The sequence below is a fragment of the Fredinandcohnia onubensis genome (assembly GCF_002734215.1).
GTDB classification, from domain to species: Bacteria; Bacillota; Bacilli; order Bacillales; family Bacillaceae_L; genus Ferdinandcohnia; species Ferdinandcohnia onubensis.
On the sequence record NZ_NSEB01000006.1, the window covers coordinates 252,169 to 271,371 of the forward strand.

Annotated in this window: 19 protein-coding genes and 1 riboswitch; of the genes, 2 read left to right on the forward strand and 17 right to left on the reverse strand. The window is 37.7% G+C overall.

Going from position 1 to position 19,203, the window contains the following annotated elements:
* Nucleotides 1-312: 312 nt before the first annotated feature.
* The 5 genes from CKK03_RS08105 to CKK03_RS08125 all read right to left on the reverse strand — a co-directional run bounded on the left by CKK03_RS08105 (nt 313) and on the right by CKK03_RS08125 (nt 4,497).
* Nucleotides 313-726, reverse strand: coding sequence for a group I intron-associated PD-(D/E)XK endonuclease (locus CKK03_RS08105; RefSeq protein WP_099362103.1), 414 nt, complete (start codon nt 724-726; stop codon nt 313-315).
* Nucleotides 727-1,424: 698 nt separating this feature from the next.
* Nucleotides 1,425-1,934, reverse strand: a complete 510-nt coding sequence (locus CKK03_RS08110; protein ID WP_099362104.1) for a metallophosphoesterase — start codon at nt 1,932-1,934, stop codon at nt 1,425-1,427.
* On the reverse strand, nt 1,931-2,536 hold the full coding sequence (locus tag CKK03_RS08115; protein WP_099362105.1) for an XTP/dITP diphosphatase: 606 nt from the start codon (nt 2,534-2,536) through the stop codon (nt 1,931-1,933). The genes CKK03_RS08110 and CKK03_RS08115 overlap by 4 nt, the downstream gene beginning before the upstream one ends.
* A 1-nt stretch (nt 2,537) precedes the next feature.
* Nucleotides 2,538-3,287 (reverse strand): ribonuclease PH, encoded by a 750-nt coding sequence (rph, locus tag CKK03_RS08120; RefSeq protein WP_099362106.1) that lies wholly within the window; start codon nt 3,285-3,287, stop codon nt 2,538-2,540.
* A 139-nt stretch (nt 3,288-3,426) separates the two neighbouring features.
* The gene (locus tag CKK03_RS08125) at nt 3,427-4,497 is read right to left on the reverse strand and encodes a GerMN domain-containing protein (protein WP_099362107.1); all 1,071 of its coding nucleotides are present in this window, start codon (nt 4,495-4,497) and stop codon (nt 3,427-3,429) included.
* A gap of 164 nt (nt 4,498-4,661) precedes the next feature.
* Here CKK03_RS08125 and CKK03_RS08130 point away from each other — a divergent pair, with 164 nt between their 5' ends.
* Nucleotides 4,662-5,579, forward strand: coding sequence for a nuclease-related domain-containing protein (locus CKK03_RS08130; RefSeq protein WP_099362108.1), 918 nt, complete (start codon nt 4,662-4,664; stop codon nt 5,577-5,579).
* 839 nt (nt 5,580-6,418) lie between these two features.
* Here CKK03_RS08130 and racE read toward each other — a convergent pair.
* From racE to CKK03_RS08165, 7 genes are all read right to left on the reverse strand, one after another.
* Entirely contained in the window at nt 6,419-7,213 is a 795-nt protein-coding gene (racE, locus tag CKK03_RS08135) for a glutamate racemase (RefSeq protein ID WP_099362109.1), read from the reverse strand.
* Nucleotides 7,214-7,223: 10 nt separating this feature from the next.
* Nucleotides 7,224-7,682 (reverse strand): MarR family winged helix-turn-helix transcriptional regulator, encoded by a 459-nt coding sequence (locus tag CKK03_RS08140; protein ID WP_099352066.1) that lies wholly within the window; start codon nt 7,680-7,682, stop codon nt 7,224-7,226.
* A 233-nt stretch (nt 7,683-7,915) separates the two neighbouring features.
* Complete coding sequence (gene gerE / locus CKK03_RS08145; RefSeq protein ID WP_010678342.1) at nt 7,916-8,140, reverse strand: spore germination transcription factor GerE; 225 nt, start codon at nt 8,138-8,140, stop codon at nt 7,916-7,918.
* 166 nt (nt 8,141-8,306) lie between these two features.
* Entirely contained in the window at nt 8,307-8,771 is a 465-nt protein-coding gene (locus CKK03_RS08150) for an acyl-CoA thioesterase (protein WP_099362110.1), read from the reverse strand.
* Nucleotides 8,772-8,929: 158 nt separating this feature from the next.
* Nucleotides 8,930-9,688 carry a succinate dehydrogenase iron-sulfur subunit gene (gene sdhB, locus CKK03_RS08155; protein WP_099352064.1) on the reverse strand — a complete coding sequence of 253 codons (759 nt, stop codon included), beginning with the start codon at nt 9,686-9,688 and terminating at the stop codon, nt 8,930-8,932.
* A 1-nt stretch (nt 9,689) separates the two neighbouring features.
* The gene (gene sdhA / locus CKK03_RS08160) at nt 9,690-11,450 is read right to left on the reverse strand and encodes a succinate dehydrogenase flavoprotein subunit (RefSeq protein WP_099362111.1); all 1,761 of its coding nucleotides are present in this window, start codon (nt 11,448-11,450) and stop codon (nt 9,690-9,692) included.
* Nucleotides 11,451-11,522: 72 nt separating this feature from the next.
* Nucleotides 11,523-12,134 (reverse strand): succinate dehydrogenase cytochrome b558 subunit, encoded by a 612-nt coding sequence (locus CKK03_RS08165; RefSeq protein WP_099362112.1) that lies wholly within the window; start codon nt 12,132-12,134, stop codon nt 11,523-11,525.
* Nucleotides 12,135-12,526: 392 nt separating this feature from the next.
* Here CKK03_RS08165 and CKK03_RS08170 point away from each other — a divergent pair, with 392 nt between their 5' ends.
* Nucleotides 12,527-12,982, forward strand: coding sequence for a YslB family protein (locus CKK03_RS08170; protein WP_099362113.1), 456 nt, complete (start codon nt 12,527-12,529; stop codon nt 12,980-12,982).
* Between the two features lie 79 nt (nt 12,983-13,061).
* On the opposite strand, the gene CKK03_RS08175 is transcribed toward CKK03_RS08170, so the two are convergent.
* The 5 genes from CKK03_RS08175 to CKK03_RS08195 form a co-directional block, all read right to left on the reverse strand.
* Nucleotides 13,062-14,306, reverse strand: coding sequence for an aspartate kinase (locus CKK03_RS08175; RefSeq protein WP_099362114.1), 1,245 nt, complete (start codon nt 14,304-14,306; stop codon nt 13,062-13,064).
* An 87-nt stretch (nt 14,307-14,393) separates the two neighbouring features.
* Nucleotides 14,394-14,571, reverse strand: a riboswitch (Lysine riboswitch).
* A gap of 67 nt (nt 14,572-14,638) precedes the next feature.
* Nucleotides 14,639-16,411, reverse strand: coding sequence for an excinuclease ABC subunit UvrC (gene uvrC, locus CKK03_RS08180; protein WP_099362115.1), 1,773 nt, complete (start codon nt 16,409-16,411; stop codon nt 14,639-14,641).
* A 174-nt stretch (nt 16,412-16,585) separates the two neighbouring features.
* Nucleotides 16,586-16,900, reverse strand: coding sequence for a thioredoxin (gene trxA / locus CKK03_RS08185; protein WP_099352058.1), 315 nt, complete (start codon nt 16,898-16,900; stop codon nt 16,586-16,588).
* A 419-nt stretch (nt 16,901-17,319) separates the two neighbouring features.
* On the reverse strand, nt 17,320-18,297 hold the full coding sequence (locus CKK03_RS08190) for an electron transfer flavoprotein subunit alpha/FixB family protein (RefSeq protein WP_099362116.1): 978 nt from the start codon (nt 18,295-18,297) through the stop codon (nt 17,320-17,322).
* A gap of 66 nt (nt 18,298-18,363) precedes the next feature.
* Nucleotides 18,364-19,140, reverse strand: a complete 777-nt coding sequence (locus CKK03_RS08195; RefSeq protein WP_099352055.1) for an electron transfer flavoprotein subunit beta/FixA family protein — start codon at nt 19,138-19,140, stop codon at nt 18,364-18,366.
* Nucleotides 19,141-19,203: the final 63 nt, after the last annotated feature.

Genomic DNA, 19,203 nt, shown 5'->3' on the forward strand with positions numbered 1-19,203 from the left:
AGTCAACACCATTTTAAAGAATTGTTAGATTATTTTGATTTGAAAAACTATCTGAATCCGCTTACAACTTAGAAATGACGCGGTTTTTAGAATTGAAAGAATTCGTTGAAATTTTTGTGACTGAAAATTATTGATTCAGATGTAGTATAGGTAGGAATCTTTCAAGATCAACCTTCAACAGCTGATCGGAGGATTACTAAAGTTTTTGTTCGTATTTGAGTCCATTGAACAAATAAAAAACACTTCAATTCATTTACATGAAAAGAAGTGTTTGTGTTTGATTATGTAAAATGACAATGCGACGGAATTAGCCTACGGGAGGTTACGAAAATCCTTAACAAAATGAACATTCTTTAGCTGATTATTCTTTGGATGATTTACTCTCAAGGTTAGCGATTTATTGAGGAACTTTGGGTCGAAATAGTAACACTCATCGGTGTTGGGACAATATACACAATAAACATCAATTTCTTGTTTGTTTGTTTCCTTGGTTACTATTCCCTTGCTATTACAGTATGATGATCGAAACCTAACTTCCAACACACCATTTTGATTCAATTCTCTATACTTTACTTGCACTCTTTTAAATTGATGGTTTTTATAAACAACCAAATCAAAAGGAGCATGTTCTGTATGTAGTGTTAAAATCATATATCCTTTTTCATACAAATCAACCTGAGCCTTTAAAACTCCTAAATCCCCTTTTTGTTTAGTATGGTGTTCCAAGTTATCACCCCCTTGGAGACGTACGTATGCTTCCCTTCGAAAAAATATCGAACATATATTCCCATCTCTACAGACAACTATACCATGTACTATTTTATTTAGCTATGCAAAAAACCTCTTATATCGAGAGTGTGAAGTCCTAATTCGGACTGTTTCTCTAACGATATAAGAGGTTGATATGACGTTAATTACGATTATGTAAAATGGCGTCCCAGGAGAGATTCGAACTCCCGACCGACGGCTTAGCTTACCACTATGACTTTCGCCACCAACAATTGTTGTTTGTAGTCTGGACTATATCTTCACCATTTCAGGTGCGACACGTGTAGTCTCTACGGAACCTCATGATAATCATTTGAAGATTATTTCTTTGGAGTTTCTACCATCAATTTACTTGATCATTCGAATCTCCTCAATCTCATACGAGACATAAGTTTCCTCGGTATTACCATCAGCTAAAAAACTGTTAAGGCTTCACCGATATAGTGTCGTCCACTCTATAAGTTCTTCTTTCCTTATAGAGGCTCCTATTTTCTTGAAGGCCGTTGCTCTATCCTGCTGAGCTACTGGGACATTTTAAATTTTTCCGCTAAGTTATTAGCGACATTTTTTATTATAGTCAGATAGGAATCAAATGTCAACACATTTTGAAGAAAAAATTTTAAAAGGGAGTATTTTTTACTCCCTACGCTATTGTATCATAAGTTTACCTTGGTTGATAACTCCTCAACAACATTTCCTTCACTATCGTAAAAAACAACATCAGCTTGATTATTATCAACCTCTACTATTACATAGGTTCTTTCCTTGCGCATTCTTGGCAAACGGAAACTACCTGGATTAATAAATAAAACATCATCAATTAATTCAGCCCCCGCAATATGTGAATGTCCGAAAAAAACAATAGATGCTCCGACTTCTCTAGCGCGATAGGATAGATTCATTAATGACATTTTTACATTATATAAATGACCATGTGTCATATATACCTTTAGCCCATTTAAAAGAACAATCATATCATTCGGGTAGTTAGAGTCAAAATCACAATTTCCTCTGACTACTGAAAATCCACTCATTTCTTCTGATTGAGATGACAACTCAGAATCCCCGAGATGCAGCATAAATTCAACATCATTCTTATGCCTCTCCTTAATGTCGAGTAATTCCTTTGTTAATCCATGACTGTCACTCAGAATTAATACCTTCATCTTTGAAACTCCTCACGATCTTTTAAAAGCTCGTCTAGCTTTCTAAGTGCATTCCCACGATGGCTAATAAGATTTTTCTCATCTTTTGATAATTCAGCCATTGTTTTACCCTTAACAGGCACAAAAAAGATTGGGTCATAGCCGAATCCATTTTCCCCAACAGGCATATCCGTAATAACACCCTCACAGGTTCCCTCTACAATTTCCGTTTTTTCTCCAGGAATTGCCAAAGCTAGTGCGCAATGGAATCTAGCCGTTCTTTTTTCATCGGGAACTCCTTTTAATTCTTCTAATACTTTATTAAGGTTATCCACATCATTTTTATGCTCACCAGCATATCTAGCTGAATAGACGCCAGGTCTGCCCTCTAGATAGTCAATTGCAAGTCCAGAATCATCTGCTATAACAGGTATGTGGAGCTTTTTAGCAATAGCTTCTGCTTTTATTTGGGCATTTTCTGCAAATGTTATGCCTGTTTCTTCAATATCCTCTATATTGGGATAGTCAACCAATGATTTTACGTCTATACCTTTGCTTGCAAATAAATCTCTAAATTCCTTTACTTTCCCTTTATTTTTAGTAGCAATCATGATTTCCTTCACGTTAAGAGTCCTTCTTTCCAATTAAGTCTACTAAATCTCCTAATGCAGCTCTCTGTGCCTGTATCAGCTCGGTAATCCCTTTTTCGGCTAATTCTAATAATGCTTGCAACTGCTGTCGTGAAAAGGTCGATTCTTCCCCTGTTCCTTGAAGCTCAACAAACTCTCCCGCTCCGGTCATCACAACATTCATATCAACATTTGCAGCCGAATCCTCTATGTAATTTAAATCAAGGATTTCCCCTTTTTCAGGATCAATTCCCACTGAAGTAGCCGCTAAAAAATCTGTGATGGGAAATGAACTCATCTTTTTACCTTGATAGATTTTATGTATTGCAAGGACCATCGCTACAAAAGCACCCGTTATCGAGGCTGTCCTTGTTCCACCGTCCGCCTGAATGACGTCACAATCAATCCAAATTGTTTTTTCACCAAGCTGCTCAAGATTAACCACCGATCGAAGAGCACGCCCAATTAAACGCTGAATTTCCATCGTTCTTCCGGAGATTTTACCTTTAGTCGATTCTCTTATATTCCGCTGTTCAGTCGCTCTCGGGAGCATTGAGTATTCCGCTGTAATCCAGCCCTTACCAGAACCCCTCATAAAAGGAGGTACCCTATCATCAATACTCGCATTACAAATGACCTTTGTATCTCCAATCGTAATTAAAACCGACCCCTCAGGATGTTTGATATAGTTCACTTCAAACTGTATCGGCCGTAACTGATTATGTACTCGTCCATCAACTCTCAAAAACTAAAAACCCCCTGTCTGTCCTTTAAAAAGTAGGCTACATACTGCCTACCATCCTTTATATAGTATAGCAAAATTTTGTTTTTCTATCGTCTTCCATAAGAAAAAGGTGTGAACAAAGTCCACACCTCTACTCTTTTTAGAAACTACCTGTATTCACATTTGCTGGACGTGTTACTGGTTCAGTTAGGGATTTCCCATCCTCAGTAACAACATCTTCACTTCCATTTACCGTGATAGCAACACTTTTCACTTCAGGCTGCTCCGTTAAAGATAATACTAACGAGTTAATAACATGCTTAGAGATCATTTTCTCGTTAAAGCTACCAAAGATAGCTTCATTAAAATCTAGAGTAACATTGCCATCTTCCACTTTCGCACCTAGTAGTTTTACATCTTGGTGAATTTCACTTATTAAATTGGATGACATTTTAGGTCCATCAATTAGCGCATTAACCACTGCAGAAACTCTGTCATCTCCAGTATTTTCAATACGCTTCGTTACAGGTACATAGTACTCGGCGTCTTCATTTTGCACATAGAAATAGAGTGTCACAGGGCGGCTATTTGTAATATCGACTACACCGCTGTTATCAATGTTAATCCCATCCGCTCTACTTAAATCCGTTGGAATTGGAGTACTATTAACAGGCATTTCATCTAATTTATAACCATTTACGCTAATTACAACGTTATTTACATTATCAAATTGGGTTAATGTCCAAGTAATGGCTTGTAAGATTTTTGCTTCATCCTCAGGATTATATGTGCCAAATTCCTTCGAGAAGTCAGCTGTAATCGTGCCATCCTCCAATTTTACATCCACAACCGTATCCTGTGGAATAACCGCTCTAAATCCATCTGGTAGAATTTCATTTAACGGGCCACCCGCTACTAGGTATTCAAGGACTTGTCTTGCCGCAGAATCTGTCTTTGGAAGATCTACAGTATATGGTACTACTAGACCACTATTATCAATTAGATACAGGTCTCGTTTTACTGTTTCAGTTGTAGCTTCCTCTTGGTCAGTAGCCTCAGTCGCTTCAGTTTCTGAGTTATCCCCCTTCGCTACTGTCTCATCCACCGCTTCGTTTTTAGGTGGATCCATTTGTTTAACTTCTTCCTCTCCACCAAATAAGCCACATCCTGAAAGTAGAACTGTAGATGTAACAACTGTTGCAGCTATTGCAGATTTAGTTATTTTACGCATTCTTTTCCCTCCTAAGGCAGTTTGTACTACTATGTATACGAGCCCTCTTTTCAAATTAGACCGCTTTTTCATGAAAAAAATGGACAAAATGTTTTGATTTTAGAAGGAAATAGATTGTAAAATAAAGGAGTAAGTTTTAAATATTTTGAAAGGAAGTGTTGTGTTTGATTATTAAAAAACGTACTGAACCTCTTGAATTACAGCTCCTAAAGTCTAACCGAGCGCGAAAGAAAGTCCCTGAAAAAATCGAGAATCAAATCATTACGCTCGAAAAAGGTTTCATTGGAGAAACAATGTTTGACCAGCGTATGGAAAGTCTTTCACTTGATTCCCTCACCATCAACGACTTGCTTCTAGAAACGAACAGCACTCATTATCAGATTGATTCACTACTAATTTCCCCACCCAAGATTCACATTTTCGAAATAAAGAACTTTGAAGGTGATTACATAGTAAAGGGGGACCAATGGAAAAGCTTATCAACTGGGAAAGAGATCAGGAATCCCCTTATACAGATATCTCGAAGTACCTCTCTGCTTAGACAATTACTCCAACAACTAAGTTCCAACCTCACCGTCGAAGGCCACCTCATTTTTATTAATCCCGAATTCTACCTCTACGAAGTTCCACCAAATCTACCAATTGTATTTCAGCCTCAACTTAATCGTTTTATACGCACCTTGAATGCACAGCCATCAAAAATTTCTAATACACATCAAATGTTAGCAAAAAAGTTGCTTTCGTTACATATTAAAAAGTCTCCTTTCTCATTGCTACCAAAGTATAGTTTTGAAGAGTTGAAAAAAGGGATATTGTGTGGAGAGTGTTGGAATGGGTTTATGGAGGTTGGGAATCAGCATAAATTAAAATGTCCTAATTGCAAAAAATGGGAAGATAAGGAAACTGCTATTATTAGAAGTATTGAGGAATTCGGGCATCTTTTTCCTGATATGAAGATTACGGTTAGTACAATATTTGAGTGGTGTCAGGTAATTAAAAGCAAAAAGACAATCAGAAATATACTTTCAAAAAGGTACAAACTAATCCTGTTTGGAAGATCATCTTTTTATGAGAAGCGTTAGTAAATTTCTATTTTTAATAATTTTGTTGGATGGGGATTTACTTTGGACTTTCTTATCTTATGCTTATTTGTTTTTTGACTATACTAAAGGTATTTAAGATTCTACTTACCCTCACTTGGACGAGGGCCTTTGCGTGAGAGTACGATTAGCATCTTCTCTTACCCTCACTTGGACGAGGATCCTCGCCTGAGGGTACGAGTAACCTCTTTCCTTACCCTCACTTGGACGTGGACCTTTACGTGAGGGTACGATCAACTTCCTTCCTTACCCTCACTTGGACGCAGGCCTTTACGTGAGGGTACGATTAACCTTTTTTCTTACCCTCACTTGGACGTGGACCTTCGCCTGAGGGTACGAGTAACCTCTTTCCTTACCCTCACTCGGTAGCAGACCTTCGCGTGAGGGTACGATTAACCTTTTTTCGTACCCTCACTTGGACTTTGCCCTTTGCGTGAGGGTACAATTAGCATCACACGCGGACCTTCGCGTGAGGGTACGATTAACTTCCTCTCTTACCCTCACTTGCACGCGGACCTTCCCGTGAGGGTACGATTAACCTTTTCTCTTACCCTCACTTGGACGAAGACCTTCCCGTGAGGGTACGATTAACCTTTTTGCTTACCATCACTTGGACGTGGACCTTCGCCTGAGGGTACGAGTAACCTCTTTCCTTACCTTCACTTGCACGTGGATCTTCGCGTGAGGGTACGATTGACCTCTTACAATTGTAAAATTCCAAACTACCTTCAATATTTTTCCATCAATATATAATCCAATACAAAATATCCATTTATTTATGCAACAAAAAAAGCCCCACCCGGGACTTTTTTTCTCTACTCCTACAATTTCACCGATTTCACATTATACACTGGTTCTTCAAACCAGTTGCTCGCGATTTGTTGGAAGATTTCTTTTTCGCCTGTTGTGAGGAACAGGTGGCCTTTTTTTGACGTTTTTTTATTCAATAGTCCACTATAGAATAGCACTGTACTCACTTCACGGGCTGTCTCGGCGCCGGAGTCAATTAGTTTGATTCCATCTCCAAGATAATTCCGAATGGTATTATGAAGTAATGGATAATGGGTACAACCAAGAATCAAGGTGTCGATTTCTTTACCCCGTAAGGCCTCTAAAGATTCGGCCACAATTTGTTCGGCATGGGGACCGGTGAACTCTCCTGCCTCGACGATTGGAACAAATCGAGGGCATGCAAGACTTTCGACATTGATTTGATTGTTGATTGATTTTAGAGCATCTACATAGGCACCACTTTCGATCGTGTTGACTGTACCGATAACTCCGACATAATTATTTTTTGTAACCTTTAGGGCGGTTCTTGCTCCTGGGTAGACGACACCGATTACGGGAATTGAAAGTTCAGCTTGTATTTCGTCCAACACTAGGGCAGTCGCCGTATTGCATGCAATGACAAGCATTTTTATTTTATGTGACAATAAATAGTTCGTCAGCTCCCATGTAAACTGACGAACTTCCTCTATAGGTCTAGGTCCATACGGACACCTAGCGTTATCACCTAAATATATGATTTCTTCATTTGGTAATTGTCTAATTATTTCCCGAGCAACGGTTAAACCGCCAACCCCTGAATCGATAACTCCGATTGGTCTGTTCAAATGATTCGCCTCATTCTACTCGCATTTCTTGATGTAATTTTCTAAGACTCTTTTCGAGTTGGGTAACTTCTTCACCAGAGAAGTTTTCCATGATTTCCTGTAGATAATCTTGTCTTTTCTTGATGACCTCTTCGATAATACGTTCTCCTTCTTCAAGTAAATGAATTCGAACGACGCGACGATCTTTTGGGTCTTTTACGCGCATTACAAGCGAATTTTTTTCCATGCGGTCTACAAGATCTGTTGTCGTGCTGCAAGCCAAGTACATTTTATTTGATAATTCACCAATTGTCATGTCTCCAAGTTCAAGTAACCATTGAAGAGCTATAAATTGGGGTGTTGTGATTGTAAAGTTACTAAGGATTTCTCGGCCTTTTTGTTTAAGTAAGCCCGAGATAAAACGAAGTGATTTTTCGATATCTGCGATTACTTGGTAGTCTTTTGTTTCATTGCTCTCTTTAACAGTCATTACATCCTCTCCTAGTAAATTGTTAGTGGTAAAATCCAACTGATTTCTCTGGTATTACAGTTGCTTCATTGTATGCAAAATGTAAAGACGCATCGTTTAAGAAAAAAAACTATATTATTCTTATTTTCTACTTTTTTCGCGCAAAAAGCAAGTTGAAGTTATTTAGGAAATATGTAAAATGCCCTAAATAAGTAACCGGCTACCTTACATAAGTAAAGGGTAGCCGGTAATACTTAAAGTTCAAGTTCTCCCATACGAAGGAGCTCTACAACTGCTTGAGAACGCCCCTTTACTCCCAGCTTCTGCATCGCATTCGATATGTGGTTACGAACTGTTTTTTCGCTTATGAATAGCTCACTTGCGATATCTTTCGTTGTTTTGTCTTGAACTAGTAATTCAAAAACTTCTCTTTCTCTCTTTGTTAGTAGCGGTTTTGGTTGAAACTCTTTCTCCTTCAAGTATTGTAACCCTCCTTGCTAAGGTTCAAGCTGAACTACTGGATGGGTATATATTTAGTCACCATATAATATGAGAAGGAGAGTGTTGCTGTGACTGTTAAAAGGTTGATATGTAGACTTTTTTGCGTCCATTTTTAGATGTATTGGTATTTTTGTTTTATTTGACTCATATATTATTGGTTAGGTGATTTTTTAACATTTGCTTCATCTCTTCAGACCATGGCTCACCTTTTCCTGTTCGCTTTGACATTTGAACAAGTGTACTCCTACCGACAAAACAAACAGATCCTTCTTTATCTTTAGCCATATAATGAATATCCATTGAGGAATTGCCAAGCTGATTTATTTTTACATACAGTTTAAGTTGTTCACCGAAATAGACTTGTTTCAAATAATCACATTGCTGGTTTGCAACCACTGGGATTGTTTCGCTTGATTTGTCAGTCCATCTTTGCATAAACCCTACATGATTAAAATATTGAATTCTTGCTTCCTCAAAGTAAGCAAAGGGGACTGTATTGTTTAAATGTCCAAACATATCTGTTTCGGAAAAGCGTACCTGAATTGGTTGATAAAATTCAAATGTATTCTCCCATGTCTCAAATTCATCGATATACGTAATATGCTTCATTCCAATAGCTCCCTTACATAAGATTATTCAAATTGCAGTTAAGTGGTGCGTTATTCTAATGGGGAATTTTAATGCCTTATAAGAGGTATATTTTTAAAATCTCTTCGTAAAAAAAGCACTCCTCCATATGACATGAAGGAGTGCTTTCAATGTTTCTATCAGACTTGGTCACTACCAAACATATTTCTGAATGCTTGGATAGATGTATCTCTGTTTAGTGCTGCAATTGAAGTAGTGAGCGGAATACCTTTTGGACAAGACTGTACACAGTTTTGTGAGTTACCACAGTTTGCAAGGCCTCCATCTCCCATAATTGTTTCTAAACGTTCAGCTTTATTCATAGCACCAGTTGGATGTGCGTTGAATAAACGTACTTGTGATAAAGGTGCTGGACCAATGAAATCAGATTGGCTGTTAACATTTGGACATGCTTCAAGACAAACACCACATGTCATACATTTTGATAATTCATATGCCCATTGACGCTTTTTCTCAGGCATACGAGGTCCAGGACCCAAGTCGTATGTTCCATCGATTGGGATCCAAGCTTTTACTTTTTTCAATGAATCAAACATTCTACTACGGTCAATTTGTAGGTCACGAACGATAGGGAATGTCTTCATTGGTTCAAGTTTAATTGGTTGTTCAAGTTGGTCAATAAGTGCTGAACATGATTGGCGAGGTTTACCATTGATAACCATTGAACATGCACCGCAAACCTCTTCTAAACAGTTCATATCCCAAGTAATTGGGGCAACTTGATTTCCATTAATATCTACCGGATTACGACGGAATTCCATTAATGCAGAAATTACGTTCATATTTTTACGGTAAGGCACCTTGAATTTGATTACATATGGTTCAGAATCTGGAGTATCCTGACGAGTTACATGAAATTCAACTGTTTTTTCACTCATCTTACTTTGCCTCCTTATTCTTAGTATAGTCACGTTTACGTGGTGTGATTAATGAAGTATCTACGTCTTCATAATGGAATGCAGGCGCAGTTTCCTTCCCAGTAAATTTAGCCATAGTAGTTTTTAAGAAGTCCTCATCATTACGATCAGGGAAATCAGGCTTATAGTGTGCTCCTCGGCTTTCGTTACGGTTATATGCACCAATTGTAATTACACGTGCTAGTTGAAGCATGTTTTGTAATTGACGAGTAAATGTAGCACCTTGGTTGCTCCATTTAGAAGTGTCATTGATATTAATATTTTTGTAACGCTCCATAAGCTCTTGAATCTTTTCATCAGTCTTTAATAGCTTGTCATTGTAACGAACCACTGTTACGTTATCTGTCATCCACTCACCAAGTTCTTTGTGAAGGATGTATGCATTTTCAGTACCATCCATTGCCATGATGTTATCCCATTTCTCTTGCTCTTGTTTTACATGGCTATCGAAAACAGTTGAAGAAATGGAATCTGTACCTTTTTTAAGTCCTTTGATGTAATTTACTGCGTTTGGACCAGCAACCATACCACCGTAGATAGCTGATAATAGAGAGTTAGCACCTAAGCGGTTTGCTCCGTGCTGAGAAAAATCACACTCTCCTGCAGCAAATAATCCAGGGATATTTGTTTGTTGATGATCGTCAACCCATAATCCACCCATTGAGTAGTGAACTGCAGGGAAGATTTTCATTGGAACTTTACGTGGATCATCACCCATGAATTTTTCATAGATTTCAATAATTCCACCTAATTTGATATCAAGTTCTTTTGGATCTTTATGAGAAAGATCTAGATAAACCATGTTTTCACCATTGATACCAAGCTTCATATCCACACACACATGGAAAATTTCACGTGTTGCAATATCACGAGGAACTAAGTTTCCGTATGCAGGATATTTTTCTTCTAAGAAGTACCAAGGTTTTCCATCTTTATATGTCCATACTCGTCCACCTTCACCACGAGCGGATTCACTCATGAGGCGAAGTTTGTCATCTCCAGGAATCGCTGTTGGGTGGATTTGGATAAATTCACCGTTTGCATAATATGCACCTTGTTGGTACACGATTGATGCAGCAGATCCAGTGTTGATAACTGAGTTTGTCGTTTTACCAAAAATAATTCCAGGGCCTCCAGATGCCATGATAACAGCATCAGCAGGAAATGATTTAATTTCCATTGATTGAAGGTTTTGTGCTACGACACCACGACAAATTCCTTCATCATCTTGGATTATTCCTAGGAATTCCCAACCTTCATACTTTGTAACTAAACCTGCTACTTCGTGACGGCGAACTTGCTCATCTAATGCATAAAGCAATTGTTGACCAGTTGTTGCACCAGCGAATGCCGTACGGTGGTGTTGAGTTCCCCCGAAACGACGGAAGTCAAGTAAACCTTCTGGTGTACGGTTAAACATTACACCCATACGGTCCATTAAGTGAATAATTCCTGGTGCAGCTTCACACATAGCCTTTACAGGCTTTTGGTTAGCTAAGAAGTCTCCACCATATACTGTATCATCAAAGTGGATCCATGGAGAATCCCCTTCACCTTTTGTATTAACTGCACCGTTTATCCCACCTTGTGCACAAACAGAGTGAGATCGTTTTACAGGTACGAGTGAAAATAAATCAACTTGTGTTCCTTCTTCAGCAGCTTTGATGGTAGCCATTAATCCAGCTAGTCCACCACCAACTACGATAACTTTTCCTTGACTCAAAGTAACTCACTCCCCAATAAAGAGATCGTTCATCTTGTGTAAAAAAATGTGAACGTTCTAATTTTCATATTCTTAAACGAAAGCAAAAAGTGTTGTAACACCTACTATTGATAAAGCAATAAAAATAATGATTGTTACATATGTTGCAATTTGTTGTGAACGTGGAGTTATTGTTAGCCCCCAGCTTACAGCAAATGACCATAGACCATTTGAGAAATGGAAAATTGTAGAGATTACACCAACAAGATAGAAAATAAGCATTGCAGGTGAATCCAGGATATTCTCCATCATTTGGAAGTTAACTTCTGCTCTCCCTAAAGCGTAAGCAATTCGCGTTTCCCATACATGCCATGCCACAAAAATAAGAGTAATAATACCAGATATACGTTGTAAGAAGAACATCCAGTTACGGAAGAAACCGTATCTACTCACATTATTCTTTGCAGTAAAGGCAATATACAGGCCGTAGATTGCGTGAAATAATAATGGTAGATAAATAATAACTACCTCTAGAAGGATTCTAAACGGAAGATTCCCCATAAAACCAGCAGCATTGTTAAATGCCTCTTCCCCTCTTGTCGCAAAGTTATTCGCCATTAAGTGTACGATTAAAAACACCCCAACAGGAATTACACCTAATAATGAATGAAGTCTGCGATTAAAAAATTCACGATTACCAGCCATACTTTAACCCCCCTTAGTAATAAAACGTGCCCACACGGCACTCCCTTGTAATGTTTCATCCTGTATAAATATGTAAAAGGACGATATAAAAACTGATAACTGAAAACCTTTGCAGGAATCTACAAAATTAATTATTGTAGATAAATAGACAAATGCTGCATGCAATTTTCTTTTATCAGTATAATGTAACAAATTCATTTTACTCCCATAAAGCAAGAGCGTCAAGGAAACAAGTCCACAAATTATTCATAAAAATGATAATAATTGTACACATATGGTTGTAATAATACTAAATAAAAATTAATTCTCACTGACAATAAGAAACAAAAAAATTCATGTTTTTCTTATACCCTCATGTTATATAATAAAGAATGGAGAAAGAGGGGAATGCAGTGAAGAACGTTAACATCAACGAACAAAACGTAAATACAAGTGAACAGTCTGTTTCCGTATTTGGGTACGAACTTTTACGAGAAGTTTTAATTCCTGATATTCTCGGGAAAGAAACGCCACAGATTCTATATTGGGCTGGAAAAAATCTTGCCCGAAAATTCCCCTTACCTACGACGGAAGAAATCATTTCATTCTTTCATGATGCTGGATGGGGAGACCTTAAGGTAGAACGTTTGGATAAAAACTCCATTGAATTTCATTTGGAGGGTTCGATCGTATCTACTCGCTTTAAACGAAGAGATATTTGTACATTCCAGCTTGAATCTGGCTTTCTTGCCCAACAAATTCAACAACAGAAAAATCGAATCACTGAAAGCTTTGAACAACAAAAAAGAAGAGCTCAAAAAATTATATTTACGGTAAAATGGGACCCAAAAGATATCACCGAAGAATAAAAGCCTGCACATTTCGTGCAGTTTTTTTATTATAAAAAAAGGGTGTCCAAATTCCTTTGAACCACCCATAAATTTCAAATTATAGTTTTACCTTCGCTTTTTCTTCTTCAACAGCAGCTAAATTAAATGAATCATGCAAAGCTTCAACTGCACGAACCATATTGCCTTGTTCAAGAACTGTAGAAACTTTAATTTCAGATGTACTTACCATTTTTACTTCAATATTTTCCTTTGCAAGCACTTGGAACATATCAGCTGCTACACCTGGGTTTGAAACCATTCCAGAACCAACAATTGAAACCTTTGCTAACCCATCCTCATGTTCGATACTTTCATATTTCAATAAATCCTTGTTGTTTTCTAAAACAGCAAGTGTGTCACGTAAATCAGGTGTTTTTACAGAGAATGAAATATTTGTATGATTTTGATCTGTCATGTTTTGAATAATGATATCTACGTTTAAACCATTCTTTGCAAGTGTGCCAAAAATAGTGGATAGTGTATGCAATTCATTTGGTAAACCAGATACTGTTACCCTTGTAATTTGGTCTTCAAAAGCAATTCCCCTAACAACAAGATTCTTTTCCATTGAAACTTCCTCCTCAATAATGGTTCCATTTTCTAGCTCTAAGCTTGAACGAACTTCAAGCGGCATTTCGAAGTTTTTCGCAAATTCCACTGCACGTGGGTGAAGGACTCCAGCACCAAGATTTGCAAGCTCCAGCATTTCATCATAAGAAATGGAATGAAGTTTACGTGCAGTTGGAACTACGCGAGGATCTGTTGTGTATACACCTGTTACATCTGTGTAGATATCACATTTATCTGCGTTTAATGCCGCTGCGAGTGCGACTGCAGTTGTATCGGAACCTCCGCGACCAAGAGTAGTAATGTCTCCTGAACTACTGACTCCTTGGAATCCAGCAACGACAACAATTTTTCCTTCTTTTAAGCTTTTATACACTCTTGAAACCTCAATGTTTTCAATACGGGCATTGCTATGTATAGCCTCTGTTTCAATACCCGCCTGCCAGCCTGTATATGATACGGATTCAAAGCCTTTTTCTTGTAATGCCATAGATAATAATGCAATTGTGATTTGTTCACCTGTACTTAACAACATATCCATCTCACGCTTACTTGGCGCGCTTGTAATTTCATTAGCTAAGCTTACAAGCTGATCGGTTGTCTTCCCCATTGCAGAAACAACAACGACAACTTGATTCCCCGCTTGCACTTCTTGAATAACTCGACTTGCAACATTCTTAATTCTATCTGGTGACCCAACAGAGGTGCCTCCAAACTTTTGTACGATGATCCCCATGCCCTCAACCCTCTCTTAGAATAATAAAAAACAGCAATGAGAAATTATCTCATTGCTGTGATATACGTAAACATACTACGTGTCACTTCGTGAGATAGCCCTCCAAGATGATTCATCTTGACAATCCTATGTCTCTTAAACATAAGACCAGCACAAAAAGGTATGAGCCTTTTTACACTTCGGCGAACTTTCCTTTCTGCAATGATCGTAAGGGCTCATACCCCTCCAATTGCATACTGATAAAGATCGCACCTCTATCTTCACTTCAACGTGTTGAAGTGGAATATTATATTATTAAGGATTATATCAGACTATTTTTTAAATAGCAACGACTATTCTTTTAATTTTTCGTAAATAGCTTCAGCTGTCAGTTTAGGTATATTGGCTTTTTGAATCTCTTCAATACTTGCTTCCTTTAACTTCTTGATAGAACCAAAATGCTTCAGTAGTGCTTTTTTACGTTTTTCCCCAACTCCAGGAATATCATCGAGTACAGATTGAAATGCGTTTTTTCCACGGACTTGACGATGGAAGGTAATCGCAAAACGGTGTACCTCATCTTGAATTCGTTGAAGAAGATAGAATTCCTGACTATTTCTAGGTAGTTCCACAATTTCAGGCGGGTCTCCGATTAAGAGTTCAGACGTTCGGTGTTTATCATCCTTTGCAAGTCCTGCTAGAGGAATTTCTAGGCCTAATTCATTTTCAAGAATATCCCTTACCGCAGCAAGATGACCTTTACCTCCATCAATAATGATTAAATCTGGTAATGGAAGGTTTTCTTTTAATGCACGGCTGTATCTTCTCCGAACAACCTCCCTCATCGATTCATAATCATCAGGACCTTTAACTGATTTAATTTTATACTTTCTATATTCTTTTTTATCAGATTTTCCATCAGTAAACACAATCATGGCAGAAACAGGATCTGTTCCTTGGATATTGGAATTATCAAACGCTTCGATCCGATGAGGTGTATAAATCCCTAACTTCTGTCCTAAATTTTCAACAGCCTTAATCGTACGTTCTTCATCTCGTTCAATTAAAGCAAACTTTTCCTTTAGCGCAATTTTTGCATTTTTTGTAGCGAGGTCAATTAGTTGTTTTTTCTTCCCTCTACTAGGCTGTTGAACGGTTACTTCTAGTAATTGCTCAACAATGTCACGGTCTATCGAACTAGGAAGCAAAACTTCCTTTGGTTTAAAATGATTATCTTTTAAGTAAAATTGGCCAAGGTAGGTTAAGAAGTCTTGTTCAGGCTCGTTGTAAAAAGGAAATAGAGAAACATCCCGCTCTATTAATTTTCCTTGACGAATAAAAAAGACTTGAACACACATCCAGCCCTTATCATAGGAATAGCCAAATACATCACGGTCAATAAAGTCTGTCATTGTCATCTTTTGCTTTTCCATCGTCGTTTCAATATTTGCGATTTGGTCACGGTATTCTTTTGCTCTCTCAAAGTCGAGTTCTTCAGAGGCCTTTAACATTTTTTCAGTCAACTCGTCTTTGATTTCTTTATATCCACCATTTAAAAAACGAATAATATCGTCTACCATTTTTTTATTGGTTTCATCAGATACTTCATTGACACAAGGGGCAAGACATTGACCGATATGATAATATAGACAAACCTTATCTGGTAATGTTGAACATTTTCTTAAAGGATAGATGCGGTCTAATAGTTTTTTTGTTTCATTTGCTGCTTGCACATTAGGGTATGGTCCAAAATATTTGCCCTTATCTTTTTTTACTTTTCGTGTGATCAATAATCGCGGATGTTTTTCAGAAGTAATTTTGATAAAAGGATACGTCTTGTCATCTTTTAGCATGATATTGTATTTTGGATCATATTTTTTAATAAGATTAATTTCGAGAAGAAGTGCTTCAATATTTGAAGAAGTTACAATATATTCAAAGTCTTCGATCTCATTGACAAGCCTTAATGTTTTACCATCGTGTGATCCTGTAAAATAAGATCGAACACGGTTCTTCAGCACTTTCGCTTTACCTACATATATGACGGTACCTTGCCTGTCCTTCATTAAGTAACAACCAGGCTGGTCCGGTAAAATCGCTAATTTTTCCTTAAGATGATCGTGCATAGTAACCACTCCATCTACTATAAAATCAATTGCGTCTTAGTGAACTTATTCTTAAGTTGACGTATCTTATATTGTAACATTTTTACGAAGAAGTTGTACGAGTAAAAATAGGAAGTCCCCCAAAAATGAGATTAAGCAAAAAAAAACAGCCCATGAAGGCTGTTTTTTTTTGAATTAATAGTGGCTTTCAAGTCTGCCAGCTAGAGCTTCTTTTGGTTGGTAACCGACTACTTTATCTACAACTTCACCGTTTTTAATAACAAGTAAAGTTGGGATGCTCATTACGCCAAACTTCGCTGCAGTTTCTTGGTTTTCATCTACATCGAGTTTCACGATTTTCACTTTGTCACCAATTTCAGTGTCTAATTCTTCTAAAACTGGAGCAATCATTTTACATGGTCCACACCAAGGTGCCCAGAAGTCTGCAAGTACTAATCCATCTTTTGTTTCTGCATCAAAATTTTGGTCTGTTACGTTTGTAATAGCCATTTAAACCCCTCCTAATAAGTAATAACATTGAAATTCTACCAAGAGTATACCATCTGGAATATCATTTTACGAATGTTTTGCTTCAAAATGAACAGTAAACTAAATTAGAAATGATAAGTTTAGTCACTATACTTCATACATAGTCATCTTCCCCCACTTTTTAAGCTGTTATGTATGTAAATAAGAGAGGATATATATAGATCCGTTTTGTGTGTAGCCTATAAAAAAAGACGTCCAGAAGGACGTCTTTTTGCGTATTGCGGCGAGGACAGCACTCCACATAGTGCCTTGCCAAAAAGGCATGTCAACTCGACTTATGCAATTCAGCTCATCGCTTGATTAGTATACCATAAATTTTATAAAGGTAAAATGGAAAATTTCTCTATAAATAAGAAAGCTTCAGTTCATTTCACCACATATTATGCATTTACTTTTAGTTTCTTGAACTCTTCCGTAAGCATTGGTACTACATCAAATAAGTCACCAACAATTCCATAGTCTGCAACCTTGAAGATGTTTGCTTCAGGGTCTTTGTTGATGGCTACAATTACTTTAGAGTTGGACATTCCTGCTAAGTGCTGGATTGCTCCTGAGATACCACAAGCAATATATAGGTCTGGTGTGACAACCTTTCCTGTTTGACCAATTTGAAGAGAGTAGTCACAATAATCAGCATCACATGCTCCACGAGATGCACCTACAGCGCCACCAAGAACATTTGCTAATTCTTTTAATGGTTCAAAGCCTTCTGCACTCTTTACCCCACGTCCACCTGCGATTACTACTTTCGCTTCGGATAAATCTACACCTTCAGTTGCCTTACGCACAACTTCTTTTACGATTGTTCGTAAATCTTTAATTTCAACAGACAGAGATGAAACTTCACCCGTACGTGACTCGTCTTTTTCAAGTGGTGTAATATTGTTAGGTCGTACGGACGCAAAGATTAAACCGTCAGTCACAATTTTCTTTTCAAATGCCTTGCCTGAATAGATTGGGCGAGTAAAGACAATGTTGCCACCTGCAGATTCAATTGCTGTTACGTCTGAAATTAGACCAGAATTCAATTTACTAGCAATTTTGGGTGAAAGGTCTTTACCTAATGATGTGTGACCAAAAACTAAAGCTTCTGGTGACTCAGCATCAATAACTGCGAGAACAGCTTGTGAGAAGCCGTCTGGTGTATATGAAGCTAATTTTGCATCTTCAACCGTAACGACTCGGTCTGCTCCGTAATGAATTAAATCATTTGTTAAAGCGCCTACAGATTCACCAACTAACACGGCAACTACTTCGCCGCCTTCTGCTACAGTTTTACCAGCTGCAATTGCTTCAAAAGATACGTTTCGTAACGCACCATCACGTGTTTCTCCTAGAACTACTACTTTTCTTGACATTATGCGTAACCCCCTAGATTCGCCTTAGTAAAATTTTGAAATCGCATACAAAGATTGACCGAAAACTTATACCACCTTAGCTTCGCTATGAAGGAGTGAAACTAACTCTTTTACTTGATCTTCTAAATCGCCTTCAAGTACACGGCCAGCTTCTTTTTTCGGTGGAAGATAAATTTCAATTGTTTTTGTTTTTGCTTCTACATCATCTTCATCCAAATCTAGATCATCTAACTCAAGCTCATCAAGCGGCTTTTTCTTCGCTTTCATAATTCCAGGTAAAGATGGATAGCGTGGTTCATTCAACCCCTGTTGACATGTAACAAGTAATGGTAAAGTCGTTTCGATAACTTCAGAGTCACCTTCAACGTCTCTTACTACTGTTACTGTTGAACCATCGATATCAAGTTTTGTAATTGTCGTTACATAAGGAATATCTAGAATTTCCGCTACACGTGGACCAACTTGACCTGAACCGCCGTCAATTGCAACGTTTCCACCTAAAATAATATCGGCATCTTTATCTTTTAGGTATTCAGCCAAAATTTTTGCAGTTGTGAACTGGTCTCCTTCTTCTAGATCATCTTCTGTATTAATCAAAACGGCTTTATCAGCACCCATTGCTAAAGCTGTGCGTAATTCTTTATCAGCTTCGTCAGTTGTGGCAACTGTGACAACAGTTACTTCGCCACCATGCGCATCACGAAGTTGGATTGCTTCTTCAACCGCATATTCATCATAAGGGTTAATAATAAATTCAGCTCCATCTTCACTGATTTGTCCATTGCTTACTACGATTTTTTCTTCAGTATCAAATGTTCTTTTCAAAATAACAAAGATGTTCATGAGTTTCCCTCCTAAAGGTATTGTGCAATTTCTTGTAATCTATTGATTTTCTTCAATTCTAGA

Bases quoted from the DNA above. Each gene is read 5' to 3' on its own strand.
- trxA (WP_099352058.1), bottom strand. From the start codon at position 16,900: ATGGCTATTACAAACGTAACAGACCAAAATTTTGATGCAGAAACAAAA.
- CKK03_RS08195 (WP_099352055.1), bottom strand. From the start codon at position 19,140: ATGAACATCTTTGTTATTTTGAAAAGAACATTTGATACTGAAGAAAAA.
- CKK03_RS08150 (WP_099362110.1), bottom strand. From the start codon at position 8,771: ATGAAGCATATTACGTATATCGATGAATTTGAGACATGGGAGAATACA.
- CKK03_RS08125 (WP_099362107.1), bottom strand. From the start codon at position 4,497: ATGCGTAAAATAACTAAATCTGCAATAGCTGCAACAGTTGTTACATCT.
- CKK03_RS08140 (WP_099352066.1), bottom strand. From the start codon at position 7,682: ATGACTGTTAAAGAGAGCAATGAAACAAAAGACTACCAAGTAATCGCA.
- sdhB (WP_099352064.1), bottom strand. From the start codon at position 9,688: ATGAGTGAAAAAACAGTTGAATTTCATGTAACTCGTCAGGATACTCCA.
- uvrC (WP_099362115.1), bottom strand. From the start codon at position 16,411: ATGCACGATCATCTTAAGGAAAAATTAGCGATTTTACCGGACCAGCCT.
- CKK03_RS08175 (WP_099362114.1), bottom strand. From the start codon at position 14,306: ATGGGGATCATCGTACAAAAGTTTGGAGGCACCTCTGTTGGGTCACCA.
- CKK03_RS08110 (WP_099362104.1), bottom strand. From the start codon at position 1,934: ATGAAGGTATTAATTCTGAGTGACAGTCATGGATTAACAAAGGAATTA.
- CKK03_RS08190 (WP_099362116.1), bottom strand. From the start codon at position 18,297: ATGTCAAGAAAAGTAGTAGTTCTAGGAGAAACACGTGATGGTGCGTTA.
- CKK03_RS08165 (WP_099362112.1), bottom strand. From the start codon at position 12,134: ATGGCTGGTAATCGTGAATTTTTTAATCGCAGACTTCATTCATTATTA.